This is a genomic window from Rhizobium halophilum (assembly GCF_021648825.1).
GTDB lineage: Bacteria > Pseudomonadota > Alphaproteobacteria > Rhizobiales > Rhizobiaceae > Neorhizobium > Neorhizobium halophilum.
The window spans coordinates 317,852-340,981 of record NZ_JAKJHS010000002.1; the positions used below are offsets into that span (position 1 = coordinate 317,852).

A 23,130-nucleotide genomic window follows, 5' to 3' on the forward strand; every position below is an offset into this window, starting at 1 on the left:
TATCATAATCGCTAGCTGCTCAGGCGTTTGATGCCTCGACGACAGCGAGTGCCGCCATGTTGACCACGCCACGCGAAGTCACCGAAGGCGACAGGACGTGTGCCGGAAGCGCCGTGCCGAGCAGGATTGGTCCGACATGCAGCGCGTCCATCATGTTGCGGACGATGCCGAGCGAGATGTTGGCGGCGTCAAGGCTCGGGAAGACGAGAAGATTCGCTTCACCGGTCAGCGTACTATTTGGCATCGCCCGCTTGCGCAGCGGCTCGGACAGTGCCGAACCGGCCTGCATCTCGCCATCGACCTCAAGCTCCGGGGCACGCTGGCGTACCAGCGAGAGCGCATCCCGCATCTTCTGTGCGCTTCCGGAATTGCGCGAACCGAAGTTGGAATGGCTGACCAAGGCAGCCTTGGGCACGATGCCAAAACGCTGGATCGCTTCAGCGGCCAGGATGGTCATCTCGGCGATTTCCGCGGCCGTGGGGTCGTGAGTGACGAAGGTGTCGGTGAAGAAGATCGCACCGCGCTGCGAGATCAGCAGGCTCATGCCGGAGAAGGCGCAGACACCATCGCGCTTGCCGATGATCTGGTTGACGTCTCGCAGATGGCGGTCGTAGCGCCCTTCGACGCCGCAGATCAGCGCGTCGGCCTCGCCGCGCTTGACTGATAGCGCACCGATGACGGTGGTGTTGGTGCGCACGATCGTACGCGCAGCCTCCGGATTGACGCCGGCACGACCCACGAGTGCAAAGTAGTCGTCCACATAGTCGCGGTAGCGCGGGTCGTCCTCGGGGTTCACCACCTCGAAATCGACATTCGGGCGAATGCGGATGCCGAAACGCTTCAGGCGTGCCTCGATAACGCTCGGGCGGCCGATCAGGATCGGACGAGCGGTCTTTTCCTCCAGCAGGACCTGGGCTGCGCGCAGGACACGCTCATCCTCGCCTTCGGCAAAGATGACGCGGTTCTTCTCCGCCTTCTTGGCGGAATTGAAGATCGGCTTCATGACAAAGCCCGAGCGCCAGACAAACCGGTTGAGCTCGTCCAGATAGGCATCGAAATCCTGAATTGGACGACCGGCAACGCCCGTCTCGGCGGCAGCGCGCGCGACCGCCGGAGCGATGCGCAGGATCAGCCGCGGGTCGAATGGCGAGGGGATGAGGTAGTCCGGCCCGAAGATCGGCGTCTCGCCGGAATAGGCGCGGGCAGCGACGTCGGAGACTTCTTCACGGGCGAGGGCCGCGATGGCGCGCACCGCCGCCATCTTCATCTCTTCGTTGATGGTGCGTGCGCCGCAGTCCAAAGCACCCCTGAAAATATAGGGGAAACAGAGGACGTTGTTTACCTGATTGGGGAAGTCGGAGCGGCCGGTGCAGATCATCGCGTCAGGGCGGGCGGCCCGCGCCAGCTCCGGCATGATCTCGGGCGTCGGGTTGGCGAGCGCCATGATCAGAGGATTGTCGGCCATCTTCGCCAGGAGGTCGGGCTTCAGGACGCCGGCAGCGGAAAGGCCGAGGAAGACGTCTGCACCGTCGATGTTCTCGGCGAGCGTCCGTGTCTTGCTCGTTTGGGCATAGACAGCCTTCCATTCATCCATCAGCTCCGTGCGGCCCTCATAGACCAGGCCTTCGATGTCGTGGACCCAGATATTCTCCCGCTGCGCCCCAAGTTCAACCAGCAGGTTGAGGCAGGCAAGCGCCGCGGCACCTGCGCCGGAGGTGACGATCTTGACGGAGGAGAGATCCTTGCCAGCGAGCTCCAGCCCATTAAGGATGGCGGCGGCGACGATGATGGCGGTGCCGTGCTGGTCGTCGTGGAAGACCGGGATGTTCATTTTCTGGCGCAACTGGCGCTCGACTTCAAAGCATTCCGGCGCCTTGATGTCCTCAAGGTTGATGCCGCCAAAGGTAGGCTCCAGTGCCGAGATGGTCGAGACCATCGATTCGATGCTTTGCGCGTCGATCTCGATGTCGAAGACGTCGATGGCGGCAAACTTCTTGAAGAGAACCGCCTTGCCCTCCATCACTGGCTTGGAGGCAAGCGGGCCGATATTGCCTAATCCAAGCACGGCGGTGCCGTTCGAGATCACCGCCACGAGATTTGCGCGCCCTGTGTAATCGGCCGCGGTATTGGGATCGTCGCGGATTGCGAGGCAGGGTGCTGCGACGCCAGGTGAATATGCCAACGCCAAGTCGCGCTGGTTGCCAAGCGGTTTCGTGGGCTGGATCTCGAGCTTGCCGGGGCGCGGGTACCGGTGGAAGAACAGGGCCTGTTCATCGAGATCGCCGGACTTCTTCGTGCCGTTTGCGTTCGCGTCGTCCTGCATGCCCTTGGCGCCTCCGGTGATACGTCTTTCGTCGAATGGTCGGTTGTGCCCTCCTTACAACAAACCGACGTTGGGAACAGCTTTATTTCCTCGAAACCTTGCTCGGTGCGCCCTCTCGTCGCCGCACATTGGCCGCGGTTGTCATGCTCCTGATACACGACTCTGGTTTTGGAATGGCCCCAAAGGCGTGCAGGCGAGAGGAGAACGTGACCGAGATGGCAAGCAGCAGGCACTTCCGGACGATCTTCATCTCCGACGTTCACCTCGGCTCGAAGGCAGCACAGACCGACCTTCTGCTCGACTTCCTGCGGCACAATGAGGCCGACACGATTATTCTCGTCGGAGACATCGTAGATGGCTGGCGCCTGAAGCGCAGCTGGCACTGGCCGCAAGGCTGCAACGATGTGGTTCAGAAACTGCTGCGCAAGGCGCGCAAGGGATGCCGCATCATTTACATACCCGGCAATCACGACGAATTTCTCCGCGACTTCCCCGGTACCCACTTCGGCGGAATAGAAGTGGCCGAGCGGATCGTTCACGAGGCGGCGGACGGGAAGAGATATCTGGTGCTGCACGGCGACGAATTCGACGTGGTTGTCAGAAATGCGCGCCTGTTGGCCTATCTCGGCGACTGGGCGTATGACGCAGCAATCGCTCTCAATGTCGTGCTGGCCGCGGTTCGGCGGCGGCTTGGGATGCCTTATTGGTCATTCTCCGCCTGGGCGAAGCTTCAGGTGAAGCAAGCCGTCAACTTCATCGGCGAGTTTCAGAATGTCGTTGCAGACGAAGCGCGCAAGATTGATGTCGATGGGGTCATCTGCGGTCATATTCATCACGCGGTGATGGAAGATATCAACGGCATCCAATACATCAACACGGGTGACTGGGTCGAAAGCTGCACGGCCGTTGTCGAGCGCCAAGACGGCACCATGGAAATGATCACTTGGCAGAAGCCGGCGGCAGTCGCGACGCTGCAGCCGCTGACGCCGGATTCTGTCGAGGGCATGAAGGCTGCCTGAAGATGGGCGTTTCCCGCCGGTGATGGCAAATCTGCCATAGGAGCCGCGCAGGGCGCGTGCTAGACCGTGCAAGATCCTGTCCGATTTAGTTGCTCCCGTGACAACACCCATTGTGACCGAGCCGCCGCCGCGGCGATTTCGAATGCGTTGCGCGCTCGCCTATGCAGCACCGATCGGCGTCAATGGGATCATGCTGCCCTATTTCCCGGTCTGGCTGAATTCGCTTCATTTCAGCGAATTCGAGATCGGGATAGTTCTTGCCATTCCCCTGATCGTTCGGATTATCGCCGCACCCGTTGTCGGCGCGATTGCCGACCGGTTGCAGGAGCGCTCCAGGGTGCTGTTCTGGTCGGGTGGTCTCTCCCTCCTGACCGCAGTCGCACTATATTCTGCAACGGAATTCTGGCCGGTGCTGCTGATCTACTGCCTGCAGGCGGCGGTCTTTGCCGCTTATGTACCGGTGGTCGATTCGATCGCGGTGAGCGGCGTCCGGCGCTGGGGCTTTGAGTACGGTTCACTGCGCGTCTGGGGCTCGGTCGGCTTCGTGGTGATGAGCCTGCTGATGGGGCAGTTGATCGGCCTCTGGGGCGGCAGGGTCCTTCCGGCGGTTGCCATCATTGCCTTCGCCACCACGCTGCTTGCGGCCTACGTGGCGCCGCGTCTTGGTCCGGCGCGTCGCAACACGTCCCTGGGCGGTGTCGGGCGCTTCAAGGGGCTGGGCGCTTGGGGCAGGATCGACCTTCACCTGATTATGATCGGCGCTTCGATCGCCCAGGCAAGCCACGCGATGTTCTACGCCTTTGGCGCCATCCATTGGCAGGATGAGGGCTTCGGCGGAACGCAGATCGGCATCCTGTGGAGCACGGCGGTCATTGCCGAGATTCTTGTATTCTTCGCTTCCGGCATCATCGCGCGGCGCCTTTCACCCTGGACCCTGATGCGGTTCGGCTGCGCGGTCGCCGTGCTGCGCTGGGTGCTCTTCCCCATTCCGCTTGGCTTCTGGGGCTACTTCCTGCTGCAATCCATGCATGCCTTTACCTTCACCTTTCTGCACATCGGAGTGCAGCACAAGCTGGTGGAAATGGTCCAGGAGGATCAGGAGTCCTCCATGCAGGGGGCATACTTCTTCTACAACGGCGCCTTTCTCGCGCTGGCGACCTTCGGCTCCGGCATCCTCTACCGCCAATATGGTGCCGCAAGCTTCGCCGTGATGGCGCTCGCGGCCGTGGCGGGTCTTCTCACCATTGCACTCGCCGCGCGGCTTCAGCCCCAGAGATCTGGCGGGGGCGGAAATACGGTGGATCCTTCGTAGCGCAGACTGGGGTTACGGTCGTGGGCAAGCAGCAGCGGCCCGTCCAGATCGGCGTAGTCCACATCCTGCGCTAGTAGGACTGCAGGTGCCATACCCAAAGAGGTGCCAACCATGCAGCCGACCATGATGCTGAAACCTAGACGCGTTGCTTCTGCCTTCATGCGGAGCGCTTCGGTGAGGCCGCCGGTCTTGTCGAGCTTGATGTTGACGGCGTCGTAGCGGTCGCGCAGTGCTTCCAGGTCCTCGATCGCGTGCACGCTCTCGTCAGCGCAGATCGGGACGTGACGTTGAATCTGGGCGAGCTTTGCATCCTTCCCCGCAGGGAGGGGCTGTTCGATCAGAGAAATCTGCAGTTCCGCCGCTACCCGAAGATGGCGCTCAATGTTTTCCTCGGTCCAGCCCTCGTTGGCGTCGACGATGATGCGAGACGCTGGCGCGGCCCGACGCACCGCTCGCATCCGCGCCTCGTCATCTGTGGTCCCGAGCTTGACCTTAAGGAGCGGGCGCTGGGAATGTCGTGCCGCTTCCGCCGCCATTGTTTCAGCATCGCCGAGTGAAAGGGTGAAGGCGGTGGTGATCGGGCGCGGTGAGAGGTTGAGGGCATCCGAGACTGCCATCTTGCCCTGTTTCGCTTCGAGATCCCAGAGGGCACAATCGACAGCATTTCGGGCGGCGCCCGGCTTCAACAGTCGCAGGAGCTCGGCACGGCCCGCACCCTCGGCCACAGCGTCCGAGACTGAGCGGATGTCCTTGAGGACCCCTTCGATCGATTCGCCGTAGCGCCGGTAGGGAACGCATTCGCCGCGGCCGGAAACGTCGCCGGCAGATATGGTGCAGGTGACTACCTCCGCTTCGGTCTTGGAGCCACGAGAGATGGTGAAAAGCCCAGCGATCGGGAAGGTGTCGATTGTGGCTTCGAGGTTACGTCGCATGCTTTTGAACTTCCCGTCGTGGTAATTCTTCGGCAGCTGTTTATATTGCCGGTTGCCGTCTTGCATCAATGATAACGGCTGCGCCCGATACTAAAACCACGAAAGATGCCAGTGCCGTCACCCAACACTGAAACCCAGGCCGCCGCAATGGCGTCAGAACAGCTGCCTGGGGGCGATGGCGAGCGGCTGGTCGCCCATGGTGACTGGCGCAACCACAGCATTGCGAAGGTTCTGCCGACGCTCGAGGAGCTGAAGAAGAGATCCGGGCAGGGGCGCGTTGAAATCGACGTGTCGGGCGTCCATGCAATCGACACGGCAGGAGCCTGGCTGATCCGCAGGGTCATCACCGCCAAGCAGTCGCAGGGCCGGGAGGTGGCACTTGTCGGTGCAACGGCAAATGTCGACGAGTTGATCTCTGTGCTTCCTGAAAAGGCGCCCGCGCCAACTGCGCCTTCAGGATCGCGTGCGTCGTTTTTTGAGCGCGCCTTCGCACCACCTGGCCGAATAGTGACCGAACTCGCCGGAGACATGGTGGCAGCCATGCACATCCTTGGATCGGCGGTTCGCGGGGCCCAGATGAAGTTCGGTCGCGGCGGCGGCGTTTCCCCTGCGTCCGTCGTTAATCAGATTGACCATATGGGCGTGCGGGCGGTTCCCATCATCGCTCTAATGTCCTTCCTGATCGGCGCCATCATCGCGCAGCAGGGAGCCTTCCAACTGCGTTACTTCGGCGCCGAGATTTTCGTTGTCGATCTCGTCGGGATCCTACAATTGCGCGAGGTCGGTGTGCTGCTGACCGCGATCATGATCGCGGGCCGCTCCGGCAGCGCGATCACGGCGGAAATCGGATCGATGAAGATGCGCGAGGAGATCGATGCGCTGACCGTCATCGGGCTTAACCCCGTTGGCGTGCTGATCTTCCCGAGGCTGGTGGCGCTGACAATTGTTCTGCCACTCCTCACCATCATTGCTAACTTTGCAGCGCTTTATGGCGCCGCGGTTGTAACCTACACCTATTCCGGCATTACGTTCGACACCTTCCTGTCGCGTCTGCACGAGGCGATCGACCACACATCGATTGCCTCGGGAATGATCAAGGCACCATTCATGGCGCTCGCGATCGGCATCGTCGCCGCTGTCGAGGGCATGAAGGTCGGGGGCAGCGCCGAATCGCTCGGCAAGCACGTTACCGCATCGGTGGTGAAGTCGATCTTCGCTGTTATCGTCATGGATTCCTTCTTTGCGATCTTCTATTCGGCGATCGATTTTTAGGAGCTGCAGATTGCAACAAACGGCTGAGAAAGCTTCTGAGCGGGAAGACAGGCAGGTGGTGCTGTCGGTGCGCGACGTGACGGTGGGGTTTGGCTCCAATATTGTGCTCGACCATCTGAACCTCGATATCTATCGCGGCGAAATTCTCGGTTTCGTCGGTGCGTCCGGCACCGGTAAATCGGTGCTGATGCGTACCGTGCTGCGGCTGCTGCCACGGCGATCGGGTCGGATCGAGATCCTCGGCACCGATTACGATGAAGCGGATGAAATGCAGCGGATGGAGCTCGACACGCGTCTCGGCGTGCTTTTCCAGCATGGCGCGCTGTTTTCGTCGTTGACGGTAAAGGAAAACATCCAGCTGCCGATGCGCGAGTATCTCGATCTGCCGCAGTCGCTGATGGATGAGCTAGCCTTTCTGAAGATCGAGATGGTCGGGCTCGCGCCGGATGCTGCTGACAAATACCCGTCCGAGCTCTCGGGCGGAATGATCAAGCGCGCCGCGCTGGCACGCGCGCTTGCGCTCGATCCGGACCTCGTGTTCCTCGACGAGCCGACATCCGGTCTCGACCCCATCGGAGCTGCAGAATTTGACATGTTGATCGCCAGGCTGCGCGACACGCTGGGGCTGACGGTCTACATGGTAACCCACGATCTCGACAGCCTTTTTTCCGTCTGCGACCGTATTGCCGTTCTGGGCCAGAAGCGGGTATTGGTCGAAGGCACGCTGAACGATATGCTTTCCTTCGACGACCCGTGGGTTCAGGCCTACTTCCGCGGCAAGCGGGCCCGTTCCGTGGTGACCACGGACGAGGACGCTGCGCAACCTGCAGAAAAGTGACTGAGGCCATGGAAACCAAAGCCAATTACGCAATCGTCGGGTTTTTCACCCTGTTGGTGATCGCTGCCGCATTCGGTTTCGTCTACTGGATGGCTCAGTCTGGCCGCGGTGGGCCGACGGCGGAGCTTGCCATCCGCATTCCGGGATCGGCCAACGGTCTTTCAGTTGGCTCGCCCGTCCGCTTCAACGGCATCCCAGTCGGTTCCGTGCGCAGCCTGTCCATCGATCCGGACGATCCCCAATACTCCATCGCCTTCACCGAGGTCCGTGCGGATGCGCCGGTCTATCCTTCAACGAGGGCTGTTCTGGAGGTGCAGGGACTTACGGGCGCGGCCTATATCGAGCTCTCGGGTGGCAATAAAGGTGAAGAAAACATCTTGCAGAAGGCGATCGAGACAGAACGTCCGGCGGTGCTGATTGCCGACCAGTCAAGCGTCACCAATCTGCTGGCGACGGCGGACAAGATCCTCGACCGCGCCAACCAGGCGATCGGCGACCTCCAGGGGTTCGTTGCCGATGCACGGGGGCCTCTGACGCAGACGATTCGCAATGCAGAGGCCTTTACCGGCGCGCTCGCCAGCAACTCCGACGCGATCGACCAGTTCCTGGAAAGCATGTCGACACTCGCGGTTACCTTCAATGGCGTTTCGGCGCGGTTGGATTCGACCCTTGCTGCGGCGGATCAACTCGTCCGGGCGGTCGATGCAGCCAAGATCAACGCAGTTGTATCCAACACCGAGCGGGTCACGCGCAACGTCGCGGACGCGTCGGAGAATTTGGACGAGATCGCGCAGAACATCCGTGAGGCTGCGGCCGGTTTCGAGCGGGTGACCACGGATGCCCAGTCGGTGATCCGACGCGCCGACACGCTGATGGCCGCCATAAGCCCCACCAATATCGGCACGGCCGTCAACAACATCACCGCAGCAAGCGAGGATGCACGCAGCGCTTTGTCATCCGCGCGTGAGGTGGTTGACAGTGTTGCCGAACGTCGTGGTGACATCGATCAAGCTATCGGTGATTTCACGGATCTCGCGCAGAAGCTCAACAACGCTTCAAATCGAGTCGACGGCATCCTCGCCAAGGTGGACACGATGCTGTCCGGCGGTGATTCTGAGTCTCTCTTTGCAGAAGCCAGGCGGACGCTTGAGTCGTTCCGAACGGTGGCAGACAACATAAATGCGCGGGTGGGACCAATCGCCGACAGCCTGCAGCGATTCTCCTCTACCGGGCTCAGGGACATCCAGTCGCTCGTCGAGGATACGCGCCGCACGGTCAATAGCCTTGGCGACACGATTACGAACTTTGACGAAAACCCACAGCGGCTGATATTCGGCGGCGAGAATGTTAAGCAGTATGACGGCAGAACGCGACGGTAGGGGCGCAGTATCGATGACCGGAATGACCTTGAACAAGAGAGGCTCCTTACGCCCGACTGCTCTGGCGGTACTGCCGCTTGTGGCATTGATTGTCGCGGGCTGCGGCTCCAAGGCCAACAACGACACCTTCGACCTTTCGGTCACACCGGCGAGTACGGGACCTGCCGCCCGAGGCCGGCAAATCCTCGTGCCAGAGCCGACGGCCTTGAAGGCGATCGACAGCAACCAGGTTGTCGTGCGGGTGTCGCCGTCGGAAATCCAGTACCTGGCGAATTCTCAATGGAGCGACACGCTGCCGCGCATGGTTCAATCCAAGCTGGTCGCGGCGTTTGAAAACAGCGGCCGCCTCGGCGGGGTCGGCAAGCCGGGGCAGGGGCTGGCTATCGATTACCAGATCGTTGCCGAAATCCGCGCCTTCGAAGTCAATACGGTCGGTGCAGATGCTGCCAATGTCGAGATCTTCGTGAAGATCCTGAACGACCGCAATGGGACCGTGCGTGCACAGCGGGCATTCCAGACCAGCGTTCCCGTCTCAGGCTCCGACAACCGTGATTTCGTTCAAGCCCTCAATGCTGCGTTCGCTGTGGCGGGCGCAGAGATCGTCGAGTGGTCGCTGCAAGTGATGTAGCTCTTGTTCCAGACAAGCCCGACCAAAAGAAAGGGCCGCCCACGAGGCGGCTCTTTTTTTGTGGACTGCTAGCCTGGTCCCTTGCCCGCACGCTAGCCGTTGAACCGGCCGGCGGCGTGGGCGAGCATGGTATAGACCTTGCCGGTGTCCGAGGTGAGGTAGCTCTGGGTGACGCTTTTGTCGCGGTCGGTGCGGGCAACGTCATTCAGCAGTTTTTCGAAGTCGGCAATATAGCGGTCGACGGCTGTCCGGAATTCCGGCTCGCGCTCATACTTTCGCTTGATTTCGTCAAACGTCTGCTGCCCCTTCAGCGTATAGAGCCTACGGGTGAAGACGTCGCGCTCACCGCGCTGATAACGCCGCCAGAGATCGACCGATGCATCGTGGTCGATGGCACGTGCAATATCCACCGACAGTGAGTTCAGCGATTCGACCATGTGCCGGGGGTTGCGGTTGTCACCATTTCCACGGGGAGCAGCTTGCTCCGGCTGACGCGGTGCCTGGCGACTTTCTGCTGCCGGCTCGCGGGACGCGCCACGCAGCAGGTCGCTGATCCAGCCGCCTTCGCCAGGGCGGGGGGCAGGCTCTGCCGGACGCTGCTGCTGAGCGGCTGGTGCCACGTTCAGCGAGCCGCGAAGGCCAGAGGAAAGGATGTCGGAATGCGGTGCGGAGATCGGCGGCTGCGGCAGGGCGGTCGCCTGCTGCGGCCGTGGGGCCGGAGCCGGCGCGCGCGGCTGGGCGGGTTGCGAAACCTCCAGTTGCTGAGAGGAACGGCCGACCAGTTGGGAAAGATCCTGCAGAGCCTTGATCTGCTCTGTGACCGCACGGCGCATGGCTGCGGCGCTTTCCTTCGCTTCCTCGGGAAGGTCGAAGGCGCCACGCTTCAGTTCGGAACGGGTGCTATCAAGCTCTTCGCGGATCTCGTTTGCGGAGCGTCGTATCTCGTCTGTTGCGCCAGCGAAGCGTCCAGCGGCTTCTTCGATCGATTGACGCAAGGTCTCACGCAGCTGAACGGCGGCACTGTCGGAGCGGCTCGTGGCATCGTTGAGCACCCGCTCAACGTCTCCAAGCGATCCATCCACGCTCGCCCGAATACGTTCTGCCAAACCCTTGGCGCGGTTTTCGGCGTTGGCCATGGTTTCGTCGACGACGCGGTTGGCTTCCTGTCCTGCGCCCAAGAAGGCCTCGCGCATCGATTGTGCCGTAAGATCTGCACGCTGCTGGGTTTCGCCAAGAGTGCGCCCAACCTCGGCGAACGCACCGTGGAGGCTTTCGCGTAGATGGGCAGCAACCTGCGAGGAGCGCTCGCTTGCGCGGTCGAAGGCCCCATCTACGAGTGACGAGAGGTTACGCATCGTCTCCTCGATCTGCTCCGATTGCTTCACGAGCCCGATCGAAAGGTCACGCAAAGCGGTCTGACGCTCACCGAGCGTGTTGGCAAGATTCGACTGTGCAGCGCCCAGCAGTTCCGAAGCCTGCGCAAGCACCTTCGAATGTTCGTCGAACCGCCCGACGATGCCGCCCACCTGACCGAGTGTCTGGTTCGAGATATTCGCAAGCCGGTCGATGTTGTTTTCCAGGAGCCTGCTGGATCCGGAAACCATGTCGATTGCCTGGCTCGCTGATTGCTGGAATCTGTTTGCGGTGGCGTCTAGTTGCTCGTCCACGCCGGCAAGTCGGGCCGATGCTTCGTCGGTGGCCGAAGTGATGTTCTGCGCGGCGCGCTGGATGGTGTGGGCGATGCCGGAGTTGCTTTCTTCCAACCGCTCAATCAGCGCGTTGACGTTGCCCGTGAGACCCCTTTCGACGGCCAAGAGTGCACCGGCAGTGCTTTCTGCCCGCTGGGTCAGGGCCGCAAGTGCTTCATCTGTCCGTGAGGCAATGGCGCTGACCAAGGAGCTGTTCTCGTTGCGGATGCGTCCGGTGCTTTCGCTCGCGACGGCCGCAATACGATCGGTGCTCTCCTGGGCGGCAATGGCAATCTGTTCCGCAGCTGAACGGCTCACTTCAGCGTACTGGTTCACCACCGGCTTTGCCTGCTCCTCGATCAGGCGCGAAAGCTCAGTTGTCCGGCTGGCCAGCATTGAATTCAGATCCCGTGCGCGGCTGTCGAGAGCGGCACGAACTGCATCGCCGCGTGCAGCTAGAGCCTTGTCGACTGCGTCCATGGCAGCGTGCAACTCCCCGGCGGTTTCCGACAGCGTGCTCCGCAGCGACCCCCCCCGTGCCTCAAGTGCCTGTTCGGCCTCGCCGAGCGCTTCAGAGATGGCTGTGACTTGCCGCTTGACCAGCGAATCGGCCTCGGCAACCTTGTGGACGATCGCGCTTCCAGCCTCTGAAAAGGCCTGGGCTACAGTGGCGGCCTGTCCTGCAAGGCGGTTCTGGGTTTCTGATATCCGTGCGACGATGTCGTTTGAGCGTTCTTCCACGGAGCGTGTGAACTCCGCATTGCGGTTGGAGAGCTGGTCAGCGAACTCTGCGCCCGCCCGGCTGAGAACGTCTGCTGAGCGGATGGCTTCGCCATCCATGCCTTCGGCGGCAGAAGCCACGGCTTCCCGAAGGGTCGCCGCTAGGCCGGCAGCTTTCCCTTCGATCGTCTTCGTGACGTTGTCCAGCCCGATGTTAAGGGCGCGGTCCATCGTCGACAGCCGCTCGTCGAGGCGTGCCGTTCCGGTTTCGAAGGTCTCGGCGATGCGTTCGTGGGCGTGGCCGATGTCGCGTCCAGCACCGTCGACGAGACTTGTAACGGTCCCGACGGTGCTTTCAATGCGCCCGGATAGATCGTCAGCCGAGCGGTTGATCTCCTCGGCAGCCTTGTTGAGCTTCTCGGCGATTTCGCCTGCAGTTGCGTTGAGACGCTGCTCCAGATTGGAACCCACGCCGTCAATTGCCGCGCGGAACTCGTCCTGCTGAAGTTCGAGCGACATCTCCAAAAGCCCAGCACTGGTTGCGATCGTGGTGCCGATCGAAGTTGTCTGATCGGACATCAGCTCGTTGATCTGCTCCCGGGCCTGGGTAAGGACGCCCGACATTATCTCGCTGCGCTCTTCCAAGGTGGCGCGCAGGCGCTCGTAATTGGTGACGAGCGTCTCCTCAAGTTGCTGGTGTCCAGACGTGACTGTGGCTGCAAGCTGCTCGTTCATCGCCGAAAGCGTGGTGGCCACTTGTTCATGACCAGCGCCGATCGTGCCTTCCAGACGTTCTGCTCCGCTTGCGAAACTGCCCTCGAACCGGTTTGCACCATCGTCCAACACCGACTCAAGGCGTTGCGAGACCTGCCCCACCGAGCCCTCGATCCGAGCGCTTGCGTCGGAAGCAATGGTAATGAGTTTGTCGGCTCGCTCGTCCAGAGCGCCTGTGAGTCGGTCTTCGCCCAACGCAAAGGCCGTGCTGAGTCCAAACGTCTTATCGTCCAGCATTTCCCCAAGTCGGTGCCCACCATCCTCAAGGTGGCGTGCGATGGCGGCTGCGCGCTCGTCAAGAACCTGTGACAGCCGCTCCGGTGTTTCGGCCACGCTTGCGATGACGCCGGCGATCCGATCTTCGCCGATGGCAAAGGCGGTATTCAGTTCCATCGCCTTGTCGTCCAGCATCTCGCCGATCTTGTCTCCATTGGTGGCGAGGACCTGGGCGAAGCCGGCGAGATGATGATCAAGGCTGTCGCCAAGACGCTGCTCGCCTTCCTCGAGATGTCGTGAAATGGCGGCTGCACGCTCATCGAGAACATGTGAAAGCCGCTCCGGCGTGTCGGCAACGCTGCTGAGGACGCCCGCGATCCGATCTTCGGCGAGTGTGAAGGCGGTATTCAGTTCAAGCGTCTTGTCATCCAGGATCTCGCCGATCTTGTCGCCGTTCATTGCGATGGCCTGTGCCAGACCCTCCACACGCCGATCAAGGCTGTCGCCCAGACGTTGTTCACCTTCATCGATGTGCCGGGCTATGGCAGCTGTCCGTTCGTCCAGAATGCCTGAGAGGCGCTCCGGCGTGTCGGCCAAGTTCGTCAGAACCTCTGTGATCCTGTCCTCGCCGAGAGCGAAAGCGGTGCTGATCTCAAGCGTCTTGTCGTCAAGAAGCTCCCCAAAGCGCTCGCCATTGACGGAAAGCGTCTGCGCAAGATCGGCGAGCCTGCGGTCGAAGCCCTCTCCCATCCGTTGTTCGCCCTCCTCGAGACTGCGGGCTATGGCTGCTGCACGCTCACCAAGAACAGTGGAAAGACGCTCGGGCGTATCCGCAAGATTGGTCAGAATGCCGGCGACGCGGTCTTCTCCCAGCGCAAACGCGGTGCTGATCTCCATCGTCTTGTCGTCGAGCAACTCGGTGAGGCGGTCTCCGTTGGCCGACAGAGTTTGACTAAGATCGGCGGTGCGGCGTTCCAATCCTTCAGCGATCCGTTGCTCTCCTTCTTCAAGATGACGAGCGATAGCAGATGCGCGTTCATCAAGAAGGTTGGCGAGGCGTTCCGGAGCGTCGGCAACGGTGGCCCGGATGGCTGCAGTGCGTTGGTCGATGGTCTCGGTGAAGCGCTGCTGACCGCCTTCCAACGCTTCGACAACAGCCTCCGAGCCTTCCGTCAGGGTCCTGTCGAACTGCTTTTGACTGTCGGTGAGTGCACCGAGCAGCGCTTCGCTGCGTGCAGCAAGCACGGCATCGATAGCTTCGTGGGTATTGCCAAAGGCGCTCGTGATCTCATTGCTGCGGGCAGCCAGTGCATCACTGAGATCCTTGGTCCGTTCCTCAAGTGCCGAATCTAGGATCTCCTGCCCGGTGCCAAGGGTGGTGGCCAGGCTGAGAGCCTGTTCGGTAAGCGTGCTGCCGATCCGCTCGATACTGCCGTTGAGGATGCCTTCGATCGAGTCGGTTCCGCCCGCAACTGTCTCGTTGATGCGCGCGAGGCTATCCATCAGCTTGCTGTCGAGGCTACCGGCGCGTTGGTCGAAGGCGGACGTGAACTGCGTCAACCCTTCGTCGAATGTCGTGCTAAGCTGCCCGACTGTCGCCTGGAAGCGTTCTTCAAACAAGCCGGTGCGAAGATCCAGATCCATGACCGCATCATCGGCTGCATTTTGCAGGTTCTGACGGAAGGTCGTGCCCTTCTCATCCAGCGACTTGTTGAGCGATCCGAGTACGGCGTCGAGCGAGGTGGTGATACTGCGCTCGCCTTCGGTAAGTCCTTCGGTGATCTCCCGGGTCCGGGCGACGAGCGTCTCGTTCAACTGGCGCGTGCGATCGGCAAGCGCCGCATTGAGGCGTTCGGTGTTTGCATCCAGTGTGGAAGCGCGGGTCTCGAACTCGCCGAGGAGCTCCTGGCCGCGCTCGGAGAGCGTCGATGTGAGCGTCTGAAGGCGCTCATCGAATTCGTTCGCCAGCGCGAAGCCGGAGGAGCTCAAGGTTTCGACCAGATCCTGTGCCTTCGCTGCAATAAGCGATCCAAGAGCTTCGCCGGCGGCATTGGTCTTTTCCGTGAGGGCAGCAGCCCGAGTGTCGATCATGGAGGCAAAAGCTTCGCCGGACGTTGCCAGGCGGATCGAAATTTCCTCCGTCGCGAGAGACAGTTCTTCCTTGAGCTGCTCGTGAGCGCCCACAATGGAGGAACGAATGCGCTCTGCATGATTGACGATGGCGTCACGCTCGCTGCCCAGTTCGTGGACAAGGCCACGCACTCGCAGCTCGTTGTCGGCATAGCTGCGTTCAAGAGCGTTTACTTCGGAGTGGACGAGGGTCTCGAGTTCCGTCGCACGGGCGATCGTGCGTTCGATGCCTTCGTTCATGGCGGAAACTTCGCGGCGCACGGCCTGGCCAACCGTCATGATTCGATCTGCAGCGATGGTTTCTGGCTCGGAGAGACGCAGAGCGACCTCGGCCATGGAACGGGCAGCATTGCGCAGGTCCTGCGCGCGAGCCATCATGATGGCGAAGGCGAAGAAAAGCAGGATCGGGACAAAGATCCCGACGACGACGCCTAACAAGGCGGGCGACGACACCAGTCCGGCGACCGACCCTGCTCCCCACAGGTCCGTGCCATATACCATCTGAGCCAGCCCGAAGCCGCCGATCGCCCAAAACAGGGAGACGATCCCTGCGTTGCGGAGCGACGAGCGCATGTTGCCCCCTTCGAAAGACTTCAGCATGTTGAGCGTGCTGCGGCGGCCGCCGTCATTGGCCGGTTCAAAGGCGGGGGCGCGTGCTACGGGCTCTGCCGCTTGGGTGCGGGGCGGCTCTGCGGGATTTTCACGGCGCTTGGGGATGGCGCGCTGCTTTGGCGTATCGGACAATCTGGCCTCCGAGGCGTGGGGCGCCGACTTTCGACGAGCGTCCTGCTCGTCATTGAAGTCGATCTTGAGGGCGTCCTCCAGTGCTTGGAATGCGGTCTCGTCGATCGACTCAGTCGTGGTGTTTTTTGCCATGCGGTTACGCCTCGCTACATACTCGCCCGGCCATCTTCCGCTGGTCGTGCCGCCAATCGACCAGCCGGAGATCATGCCTGCCGGATCCCCGTGTCGTCATGACCTTAGGATCCTGTTACTTTTATATCGGATGGCGTTCTTGCAAACGGATGATAAGGAAAACTTACCAACGCGCCATCCGCATCGACGAGAACGAACTCCCGCCATACCACCTGTACTGTAGTGGCACATCTGCCCTGTCTTCACAATTCGGCGCACGTGCGGCAGCGGCAGTGGCGGCGCCTTGTTAACAGGAGATAAACCATAGAACTCGGCGAAAGACCTGTAAATCAGCGCTCTTAGGCGAAATTAACCATAGCCGAAGATTTCAGCCCTGTTTGCGCCTCGATTTAACGGGATAGAGCCACTTGTCCGGCACGTTCGGCCAATGCTTGTCCTAAGGAAATAACAAATCTCATGGTTGCGTCCACCATCGCTTTCGAAGCCCCGGTCACCGAGCGCTCGCTTTTCGCTGCCCGAGCGCGTCCTGTTGATCTTGTGCATCTCGCCGGGCGCAGCCTAGGCGATGCGAACCTTGAAGCCGAAGCGTTGCAGATGTTTGTCCGGCAGGCCCGTAATGCTCTGCGTGAGATGGGCAAGGGCGATCCCGCTCTGACTGCCGCCGCCGCGCGCCGTTTGCGTCAGGCCGCATCCGCAGTCGGTGCGTTCCAGGTTGCAGAGACTGCCGGTTGTGTAGAGGCGAATGCGGTTGACGCGGGTGGACTTGCCAAGCTCGGTGCTGAGTTGCTGGAGGCGGAAAATTTCATCCTGAAGCTGTGCCGCTGACAAGCCATGGCATTGTGCCCCCCGGGCTCGCTGCCTATGTTGACGCGAGAGCCGATTTGTTGAAAGACAAGCCTTCACCCGCGCAAGACTGACCGGATTCCCAACCATGACCAAACTGACGATCGTCGCCTTCGACGGAACGCGCTACGACCTGGACGCTACCAATGGCTCTACAGTCATGGAGAATGCGGTGCGCAATTCTGTGCCGGGAATCGAGGCCGAGTGCGGCGGCGCCTGCGCCTGTGCAACCTGTCATGTCTATGTCGATGATGCGTGGTCCGAAAGGGTCGGGCCCCCTTCGCCGATGGAGGAGGACATGCTGGACTTTGCCTATGAGATGAAGCCGACGTCGAGGCTTTCCTGTCAGATCAAGGTGACGGACCAACTGGACGGGCTTGTTGTCAATGTGCCGGAGCGGCAGGCGTAAGGGTCGCGGAGCCTTAGCCGTCTTGCTGCTTTGATCGATAGGTCAGAAGCCGCATCATCCGATCATCAAAATTCTTCGATTCAATCTTGTCGAAACGAAGCTGGTCTTGGTCGTGAGCCTCGAGAACGCGCTGCGTCGTCTCGCCCACCTTCTTCTCGAGTTCATTGCAATCTGAGGCGGCACGAAGGCCGAGAAGCTCCTTCTCCAGTGTACGGGCATAGCCTCGAGCAATCTCTGCATGTCGCTCTTCGTGCCGCTTTATGTCGGACGACAGGGTGTCCCATATGAAGCGCAGGTTCTTGGTGGCCCTGCGGCGGTTGCTCCAGCGGGGCAGTATGAGGTGTGTCTTGAGCGTCACTTGGGCGGAGCCCACCGAGCAACGGCCGGCGCGTTCCACATAAGTCACCTCGCCGCCGAATTTTATCTCCGTTGCACCCGGATGCCGGTGACCGGTGGTCTGGGTGAGGGGGCCATTACGCTCCAGTTGTTGATCCAGTTCCTCCGCGGTCTTGCCGCCGATATTGAAATAGCCGTAGGTTTTGGTGACAAGAGGATCGCTCTGCGCCGCCGTCGCTATCATACAGGCAAGCGCGGTGCCGCCCAACACGTGACGGAAACTGAAACTCAAGCACATTCGAAAGCCTGCGGACGTTGAACTCCAGGGAAGCTTGCGGCATAGCCGTGGGCAGCGCAACAAGAAGGCCTATAAATTTGCGTTACTCACAAGCAACGACTGCGGACCTGGGGCGGGACTGCAACATCATATGGAAGGTTGGGCATGGTCGTTCGCTCGACCTCCGTGGCCGTGGCCACATCATGGCGATCGTCAACGTCACGCCCGACTCCTTTTCTGATGGTGGCCGGTTCGTCGATGAAGGGCGTGCAGTTGATCATGGTTTGGCATGCGTTGAGGCTGGCGCTGCCATCCTCGACATAGGCGGCGAATCCACGCGTCCGGGCGCCACGGAAGTGACTGCATCGGAAGAGCAAGATCGCGTACTGCCAGTGATCGAGCAACTTGCCAAAAGAACCGAGGCGCTCATATCGATAGACACCTACCGGGCCGAGACAGCTCGGCTGGCGTTGGCGGCAGGCGCCCATATCATCAACGATGTGCATGGGCTCCACCGGGAGCCGGACATCGCAAGCATCGCAGCGAAGGCAGGTGCCGGCTTGTGCATCATGCATACGGGGCGCGGTCGAGAGGCCGAAATCCTGCCGGACGTTATTGCGGACCAGATGAAGTTCATGCGGACGGCGCTTGCGATCGCCGACGCCGCCGGCCTCCATCGCGAGGGGATCGTGCTTGATCCGGGATTCGGCTTTGCCAAGAACTCTCACCATGACCTTGAGCTGATGGCCCGATTCGAGGAATTGCGTGGCTTGGGCCTGCCGCTATTGGCTGGGACCTCCCGAAAACGCTTCATAGGCGGGGTGACCGGCCGTGAACTGGCCGCTGATCGCGACGTTGGAACGGCAGCAACGACCGTGCTCCTGCGACTGGCGGGCGCAGCGATCTTCCGCGTTCACAATGTAGCCGCCAATTGGGAAGCGCTTGCTGTCGCGGATGCCGTACTTGCGGCGCGGCGTCATGCCGATGGAGATGCCGAGTGACCTTTTATACGATCACACTAAAGAACTGCGCCTTCTTTGCGCGTCACGGTGTTCTGGAGCAGGAAAATGTGCTGGGGCAGCGCTTCTTTGTTGATGCCACTCTTGATGTGCAGGGCGGAGATGCGCTGCATTCCGACCAAATAGAAGACACCGTTCATTACGGTGAGGCATTTCTGCTGATTGAGGAGGTAGTGACGGGGCAGCAGCGTAAACTCATAGAGACGCTTGCCATGGACGTGGCCAAAGCACTGTGCGGACGCTTCCAGCAAATCCGCCGCGCTGAAATCGCGATCCGTAAGCCGAGCGCGCCCATCCCGGGCATCCTCGACTATGCAGAGGTGCGCATCGACTACCGGCCGTCCTGACATGACCTTTAAAGCAGCACTCGGACTGGGAGGTAATGTGGGGGATCCTCCTGCGGCAATGGGCAATGCACTCCGGCAATTGGATCAGCATTGCGGCTGCAAGATCACGGCAGTTTCACGCCTTTACAAAACACCTCCTTGGGGCAAGACCGACCAGGCTGATTTCTTCAACTGCTGCGCGCTGGTCGAGACAGAACTGGGGCCAGAGGATCTGCTGGAGCTTTGCCTTGGTGTTGAGCGAAATATGAAGCGGGTGAGAATCGAGCGCTGGGGGCCGCGCACGATCGACATCGATGTCCTCGTCTATGACGACATCGAGGTCCGAACGGAGCGACTGCAACTCCCGCATCCACACATGACAGAGCGGGCGTTCGTGCTGATGCCGCTGAATGATGTCGCCTCGACGCTGCAGGTCGCTGGCCGGACAGTCGCTGACTGGCTCGCGCTAAGCGATCGAGCTGATATACGCGTGGCGTGTGAGGATACGGAGTGGTGGAGGCAAGCTTAAGCCTGCCTCCGATCAATCGATCGCTCCGACGGCGATAGAATCAAGGTCCCGATCCAGGGTCAGGCCTATGACGGGGACCATCTGCTCCTCCACCTTCACCGAAATCGTGATATTCATGACGTTGTTGCCACGTAAGCTTGCAACCATGGCACCGTTCAGCTGCGCCCTATTGATGCCGACCACGACTTTGTCACCTTTGACCGCTCCCGAAACGATGTCCAGTCCCTTGCCCTGGGCGCCATCGAGGAATTTGCCGGTGTAGCCCTTGCCGCTTTCCGTGATCACCGCAGACATCGGCTGCTTGAAGACGCCTACGCGGCATGTGCCGTCCAGCTTTATGCCCGTCTCGCCATCGGGTGCCGGTTCGCCGGTCAACTGGCAGTTAAACTTCGTGCCCTTGTATTTGCCAGCCACGATTTCGCCAGGCCCTTTCCAGGTTCCGGCTGCATTCCGGAAGAATGCCTTGTCTGTGGAGGCGGCGGAAGCCGCCGGGGTCGTCACGGACGCGGCGCCGAATGCGACGGCGCCCAGCAGGGAGAAGATGCGCAGATACATGGGGGATTCCTTGGCCAAACCATGAGCCGTTTCGAGGTGCCAAACTATCGCAACGATGGTTAACAACTCGTATCCTTCACGAGCATCTCGTGTGTCACTCGGCGGGCGGCGGGTCCGTCCTCGTATTCCCGACTGCGGCAACATCGGCGATGAAATCGCCGATCCCGGGGCGCTTCAGTGCTCGGAATGGGAGCGGGCGGCAGAGGTCCATTGCCGCGATTCCGATACGAGCCGTGAGAAGGCCGTTGATGACGCCTTCGCCTAGTCGTTTGGACAAGCGGGCAGCAAGCCCATGTCCGAGCACCTGCTGCGCCAGACCATCGCCGACGGCGATGGAGCCGGTGACTGCAAGGTGTCCTATTACATCCCGCATCAGGCGCCAGAGGCCAAGCTTGCCCGGCCGCCCACCGTAGAGTTCGGCCATCGAACGGATCAGTCGGGAGACTTCGAACGCCACGTAGGCAAGATCGACAATAGCGCGTGGACTTACCGCCGTGACAATGGAGACACGTTTGGAGGCATTGAGAATCAAGGCACGGGCTTGGCGGTCCAGTGGCGTAAGCAATTCACGTTCCGCAAGTTCGATGAGTTGCGGGCCGTCGATGATTTCGTCGTCCGTGGCATCAAGCACGGCCCGGCCCTTGGCGGTTTCGGCTCTGTGGGAAAGTATCCGGATCAGGCTCGCCACGACAATTCTTGCTTTTGCCGGGAGAGGGGCAGCGGCAGCGGCCTCCGCTTCTGCCTTAACAGACTGCACAGCTGAAAGGCGTAGCAGACCTGCCACCTCTCGGGCGACCATGATGGCCACTGCCAGTACGCCTACGCCAAGTGCCGACAACGCAGCGTAGCCGAGCCAGTCGGCGCGAACGAAGAGATCGCGTACAACGCGGTCCGCCCAAAGGCTGAACGCGAGCGACAGGAAGATACCAAAGGCAGCGAGAGCCAGATTGGCGAAGGAGAAGTGCCTGCGGGGCTTAGGAGCGGCAACAGGGATCGCATCCGAGGCCAGGTCTGGCTGGGATAGGAACGGATCCTGCGCCTCAGGCGTCAAGACGATTCCACTCTCGAAGCTACGTGGAGCACGAGGACCTACCGCCGGTTTACTCCTGTTGTCACCGGCCAGATCGTAGGCGCCCGGGCGGCGCGCGATGTGGTTGTCTCCCTTATCGGATGGCGTCATGCGAGGCGATCTCCAAGGAGGAACTGCAGGGCGCGGTCGAGGCGGATATGAGGCACCGTCATCGTGATGCCGCTGGGGTTGTCCTCCAGGGCAGGCGGACGGAAACGGACGAAGTTGATTTCGGGCAGGCCCTTGGCGTTGCCATCAAGCGCGTGGAAGAAGATCTCGGGATTTTCTGGCAGGTCGCCGGGGAACACCGCCGTTTTGCGGTCTCCGTCAAAATTTTCGGCGCCGATGCGTTCCCCCGGCATGGGCGTTCCGACGATAACCGGCAACGCTTCTCCGCCCTGGTTCACCGTTGCCTCGCGCGTTGCACGTACGGACGCAAGCGCCATGACGTCTATGCCAGCTCCGGCCATGCCGATGCGACTGATGGCGCGATCCACGAGTCGCGCCGTCAGCCTCTCCAGTCTTCCATGACTCTCATGGTGCAGGTGATCCGCTTTGGTCGCCGCGACGAGCACCTTGTCGATGCGGCGGCCGATCAGTGCGGAGAACAGGCTGTTGCTGCCAGGCCGGAAGCAGGCCAGCACATCGGCCAAAGCGCGCTCAAGATCCTCGATGGCTTCTTGGCCGCGGTTAACTGCCTGCAGGGCATCGATCAGAACGATCTGGCGGTCAAGTCTGGCGAAATGCTCTCGGAAAAATGGTTTGACCACCACCGACTTGTAAGCCTCGTAGCGGCGCTCCATCATCGCGCGCAGAGAACCCTTCGGTGCGTGCTGATCGGGAAGATCGGGAAGGGGCGCGAAGGTGAGCGCCGGTGACCCGTCCAGGTCGCCGGGCATTAGAAACCGTCCTGGTGGCAGGGTTGACAACGAACGTTCGTCCGCCTTGCAGGCCTTTAGATATCCCGCGAAAGCTTCCGCCAGTCGCCGAGCGGTTGTCTCTTCTGCCGGTGCATCAGGGTCTATGCTGGCGCAAAGGCCCAGCCATTCCTTCGAAAGTTCAGCCCTGATACCGGTGCGGGCGAGGGCGACGGTGGACTCGCTGAAGGTGCGATAGTTCTGGCCGAGCAAAGGCAGGTCCAGCAGCCATTCGCCGGGATAATCCACGATGTCGATCGAAAGGCGCCCAGGGGTAAACAGCCGACTCCAACCGCTCGCGCTCTCGTAATCGAGCGTGATCCTGAGCTGCGAGATGGCGCGAGTGGACTCGGGCCACACGCGGTCACGGACGAGCGCCTGGATGTGATCCTCGTACTGGAAGCGGGGAATAGCATCATCTGGCTGGGGTTCAAGCCGGATAGACGACACGCGTCCCGAGCGCACCGGCTCGAAGAGGGGCAGCCGGCCACCGTTCAAGAGGTTGTGCACCAGAGAGGATATGAACACGGTCTTGCCAGCGCGCGACAGGCCGGTAACGCCTAGCCGCACACTCGGATGGACCAGTCCCGCCGCACGATCGCTCAGATTATCCAGCGCAATTCGCGCGTCGTCGGTCAAACTGGTGAGGGAGGGCGGCAAGGCGAGTTCCTTCTTTTCGCTCCCATATAGGATAGGCTCGCGTTGGTGCAAACAGTGGGAGGGGGAGCAGGCTGGCGATGACT

General features: G+C 61.1%; 18 protein-coding genes. 11 read left to right on the forward strand and 7 right to left on the reverse strand.

The features are described 5' to 3' along the window. Window positions 1-19 precede the first annotated feature (19 nt). Entirely contained in the window at window positions 20-2,323 is a 2,304-nt protein-coding gene (locus LXM96_RS06110; RefSeq protein ID WP_239997491.1) for an NADP-dependent malic enzyme, read from the reverse strand. A gap of 215 nt (window positions 2,324-2,538) precedes the next feature. Between LXM96_RS06110 and LXM96_RS06115 the strand changes: the two genes are divergently transcribed. Continuing rightward, window positions 2,539-3,342, forward strand: a complete 804-nt coding sequence (locus LXM96_RS06115) for a UDP-2,3-diacylglucosamine diphosphatase (RefSeq protein WP_239997492.1) — start codon at window positions 2,539-2,541, stop codon at window positions 3,340-3,342. Window positions 3,343-3,484: 142 nt separating this feature from the next. Continuing rightward, complete coding sequence (locus LXM96_RS06120; RefSeq protein ID WP_239997493.1) at window positions 3,485-4,654, forward strand: MFS transporter; 1,170 nt, start codon at window positions 3,485-3,487, stop codon at window positions 4,652-4,654. Here LXM96_RS06120 and dgcA read toward each other — a convergent pair. Then, on the reverse strand, window positions 4,606-5,586 hold the full coding sequence (dgcA, locus tag LXM96_RS06125) for an N-acetyl-D-Glu racemase DgcA (protein WP_239997494.1): 981 nt from the start codon (window positions 5,584-5,586) through the stop codon (window positions 4,606-4,608). The two genes, LXM96_RS06120 and dgcA, sit on opposite strands and share 49 nt — an antisense overlap. Window positions 5,587-5,733: 147 nt before the next feature. On the opposite strand from dgcA, the gene LXM96_RS06130 reads away from it, so the two are divergent. Genes LXM96_RS06130 through LXM96_RS06145 form a run of 4 tightly spaced genes read left to right on the forward strand, consistent with a single transcriptional unit; the run spans window position 5,734 to window position 9,703 of the window. Continuing rightward, complete coding sequence (locus LXM96_RS06130) at window positions 5,734-6,858, forward strand: ABC transporter permease (RefSeq protein WP_239997495.1); 1,125 nt, start codon at window positions 5,734-5,736, stop codon at window positions 6,856-6,858. A gap of 10 nt (window positions 6,859-6,868) precedes the next feature. Beyond that, window positions 6,869-7,696, forward strand: a complete 828-nt coding sequence (locus tag LXM96_RS06135; protein ID WP_239997496.1) for an ABC transporter ATP-binding protein — start codon at window positions 6,869-6,871, stop codon at window positions 7,694-7,696. Between the two features lie 8 nt (window positions 7,697-7,704). Further along, window positions 7,705-9,075, forward strand: a complete 1,371-nt coding sequence (locus tag LXM96_RS06140; RefSeq protein ID WP_239997497.1) for an MlaD family protein — start codon at window positions 7,705-7,707, stop codon at window positions 9,073-9,075. Window positions 9,076-9,097: 22 nt separating this feature from the next. Then, complete coding sequence (locus LXM96_RS06145) at window positions 9,098-9,703, forward strand: ABC-type transport auxiliary lipoprotein family protein (protein ID WP_239997498.1); 606 nt, start codon at window positions 9,098-9,100, stop codon at window positions 9,701-9,703. A 92-nt stretch (window positions 9,704-9,795) separates the two neighbouring features. Here the strand turns inward: LXM96_RS06145 and LXM96_RS06150 are convergent, their stop codons facing one another. Then, window positions 9,796-16,107, reverse strand: a complete 6,312-nt coding sequence (locus LXM96_RS06150) for an apolipoprotein A-IV repeat region-like domain-containing protein (protein WP_239997499.1) — start codon at window positions 16,105-16,107, stop codon at window positions 9,796-9,798. 456 nt (window positions 16,108-16,563) lie between these two features. Here LXM96_RS06150 and LXM96_RS06155 point away from each other — a divergent pair, with 456 nt between their 5' ends. Next, window positions 16,564-16,932, forward strand: a complete 369-nt coding sequence (locus LXM96_RS06155; protein ID WP_239997500.1) for an Hpt domain-containing protein — start codon at window positions 16,564-16,566, stop codon at window positions 16,930-16,932. A 106-nt stretch (window positions 16,933-17,038) separates the two neighbouring features. Beyond that, entirely contained in the window at window positions 17,039-17,359 is a 321-nt protein-coding gene (locus LXM96_RS06160) for a 2Fe-2S iron-sulfur cluster-binding protein (RefSeq protein ID WP_239997501.1), read from the forward strand. A 13-nt stretch (window positions 17,360-17,372) separates the two neighbouring features. Here LXM96_RS06160 and LXM96_RS06165 read toward each other — a convergent pair whose 3' ends face one another. Then, entirely contained in the window at window positions 17,373-17,993 is a 621-nt protein-coding gene (locus tag LXM96_RS06165) for a DUF922 domain-containing Zn-dependent protease (protein WP_239997502.1), read from the reverse strand. A 77-nt stretch (window positions 17,994-18,070) separates the two neighbouring features. Between LXM96_RS06165 and folP the strand changes: the two genes are divergently transcribed. From folP to folK, 3 genes are read left to right on the forward strand one after another with little or no spacing between them, the layout of a single operon-like run. Further along, the gene (gene folP, locus LXM96_RS06170) at window positions 18,071-18,973 is read left to right on the forward strand and encodes a dihydropteroate synthase (RefSeq protein WP_449619156.1); all 903 of its coding nucleotides are present in this window, start codon (window positions 18,071-18,073) and stop codon (window positions 18,971-18,973) included. Continuing rightward, window positions 18,970-19,338 carry a dihydroneopterin aldolase gene (folB, locus tag LXM96_RS06175; protein ID WP_239997503.1) on the forward strand — a complete coding sequence of 123 codons (369 nt, stop codon included), beginning with the start codon at window positions 18,970-18,972 and terminating at the stop codon, window positions 19,336-19,338. The genes folP and folB overlap by 4 nt, the downstream gene beginning before the upstream one ends. Window position 19,339: 1 nt before the next feature. Next, window positions 19,340-19,846: a 2-amino-4-hydroxy-6-hydroxymethyldihydropteridine diphosphokinase gene (gene folK / locus LXM96_RS06180; protein ID WP_239997504.1), complete on the forward strand. Its 507-nt coding sequence runs from the start codon at window positions 19,340-19,342 to the stop codon at window positions 19,844-19,846. A 12-nt stretch (window positions 19,847-19,858) separates the two neighbouring features. Here the strand turns inward: folK and LXM96_RS06185 are convergent, their stop codons facing one another. From LXM96_RS06185 to LXM96_RS06195, 3 genes are all read right to left on the reverse strand, one after another. Then, window positions 19,859-20,401, reverse strand: a complete 543-nt coding sequence (locus tag LXM96_RS06185; protein ID WP_239997505.1) for a hypothetical protein — start codon at window positions 20,399-20,401, stop codon at window positions 19,859-19,861. Between the two features lie 94 nt (window positions 20,402-20,495). Then, window positions 20,496-21,581, reverse strand: a complete 1,086-nt coding sequence (locus tag LXM96_RS06190) for a YcjF family protein (protein WP_239997506.1) — start codon at window positions 21,579-21,581, stop codon at window positions 20,496-20,498. Then, entirely contained in the window at window positions 21,578-23,047 is a 1,470-nt protein-coding gene (locus LXM96_RS06195) for a YcjX family GTP-binding protein (RefSeq protein ID WP_239997507.1), read from the reverse strand. Before LXM96_RS06195 ends, LXM96_RS06190 begins: the two co-directional genes overlap by 4 nt. Window positions 23,048-23,130: the final 83 nt, after the last annotated feature.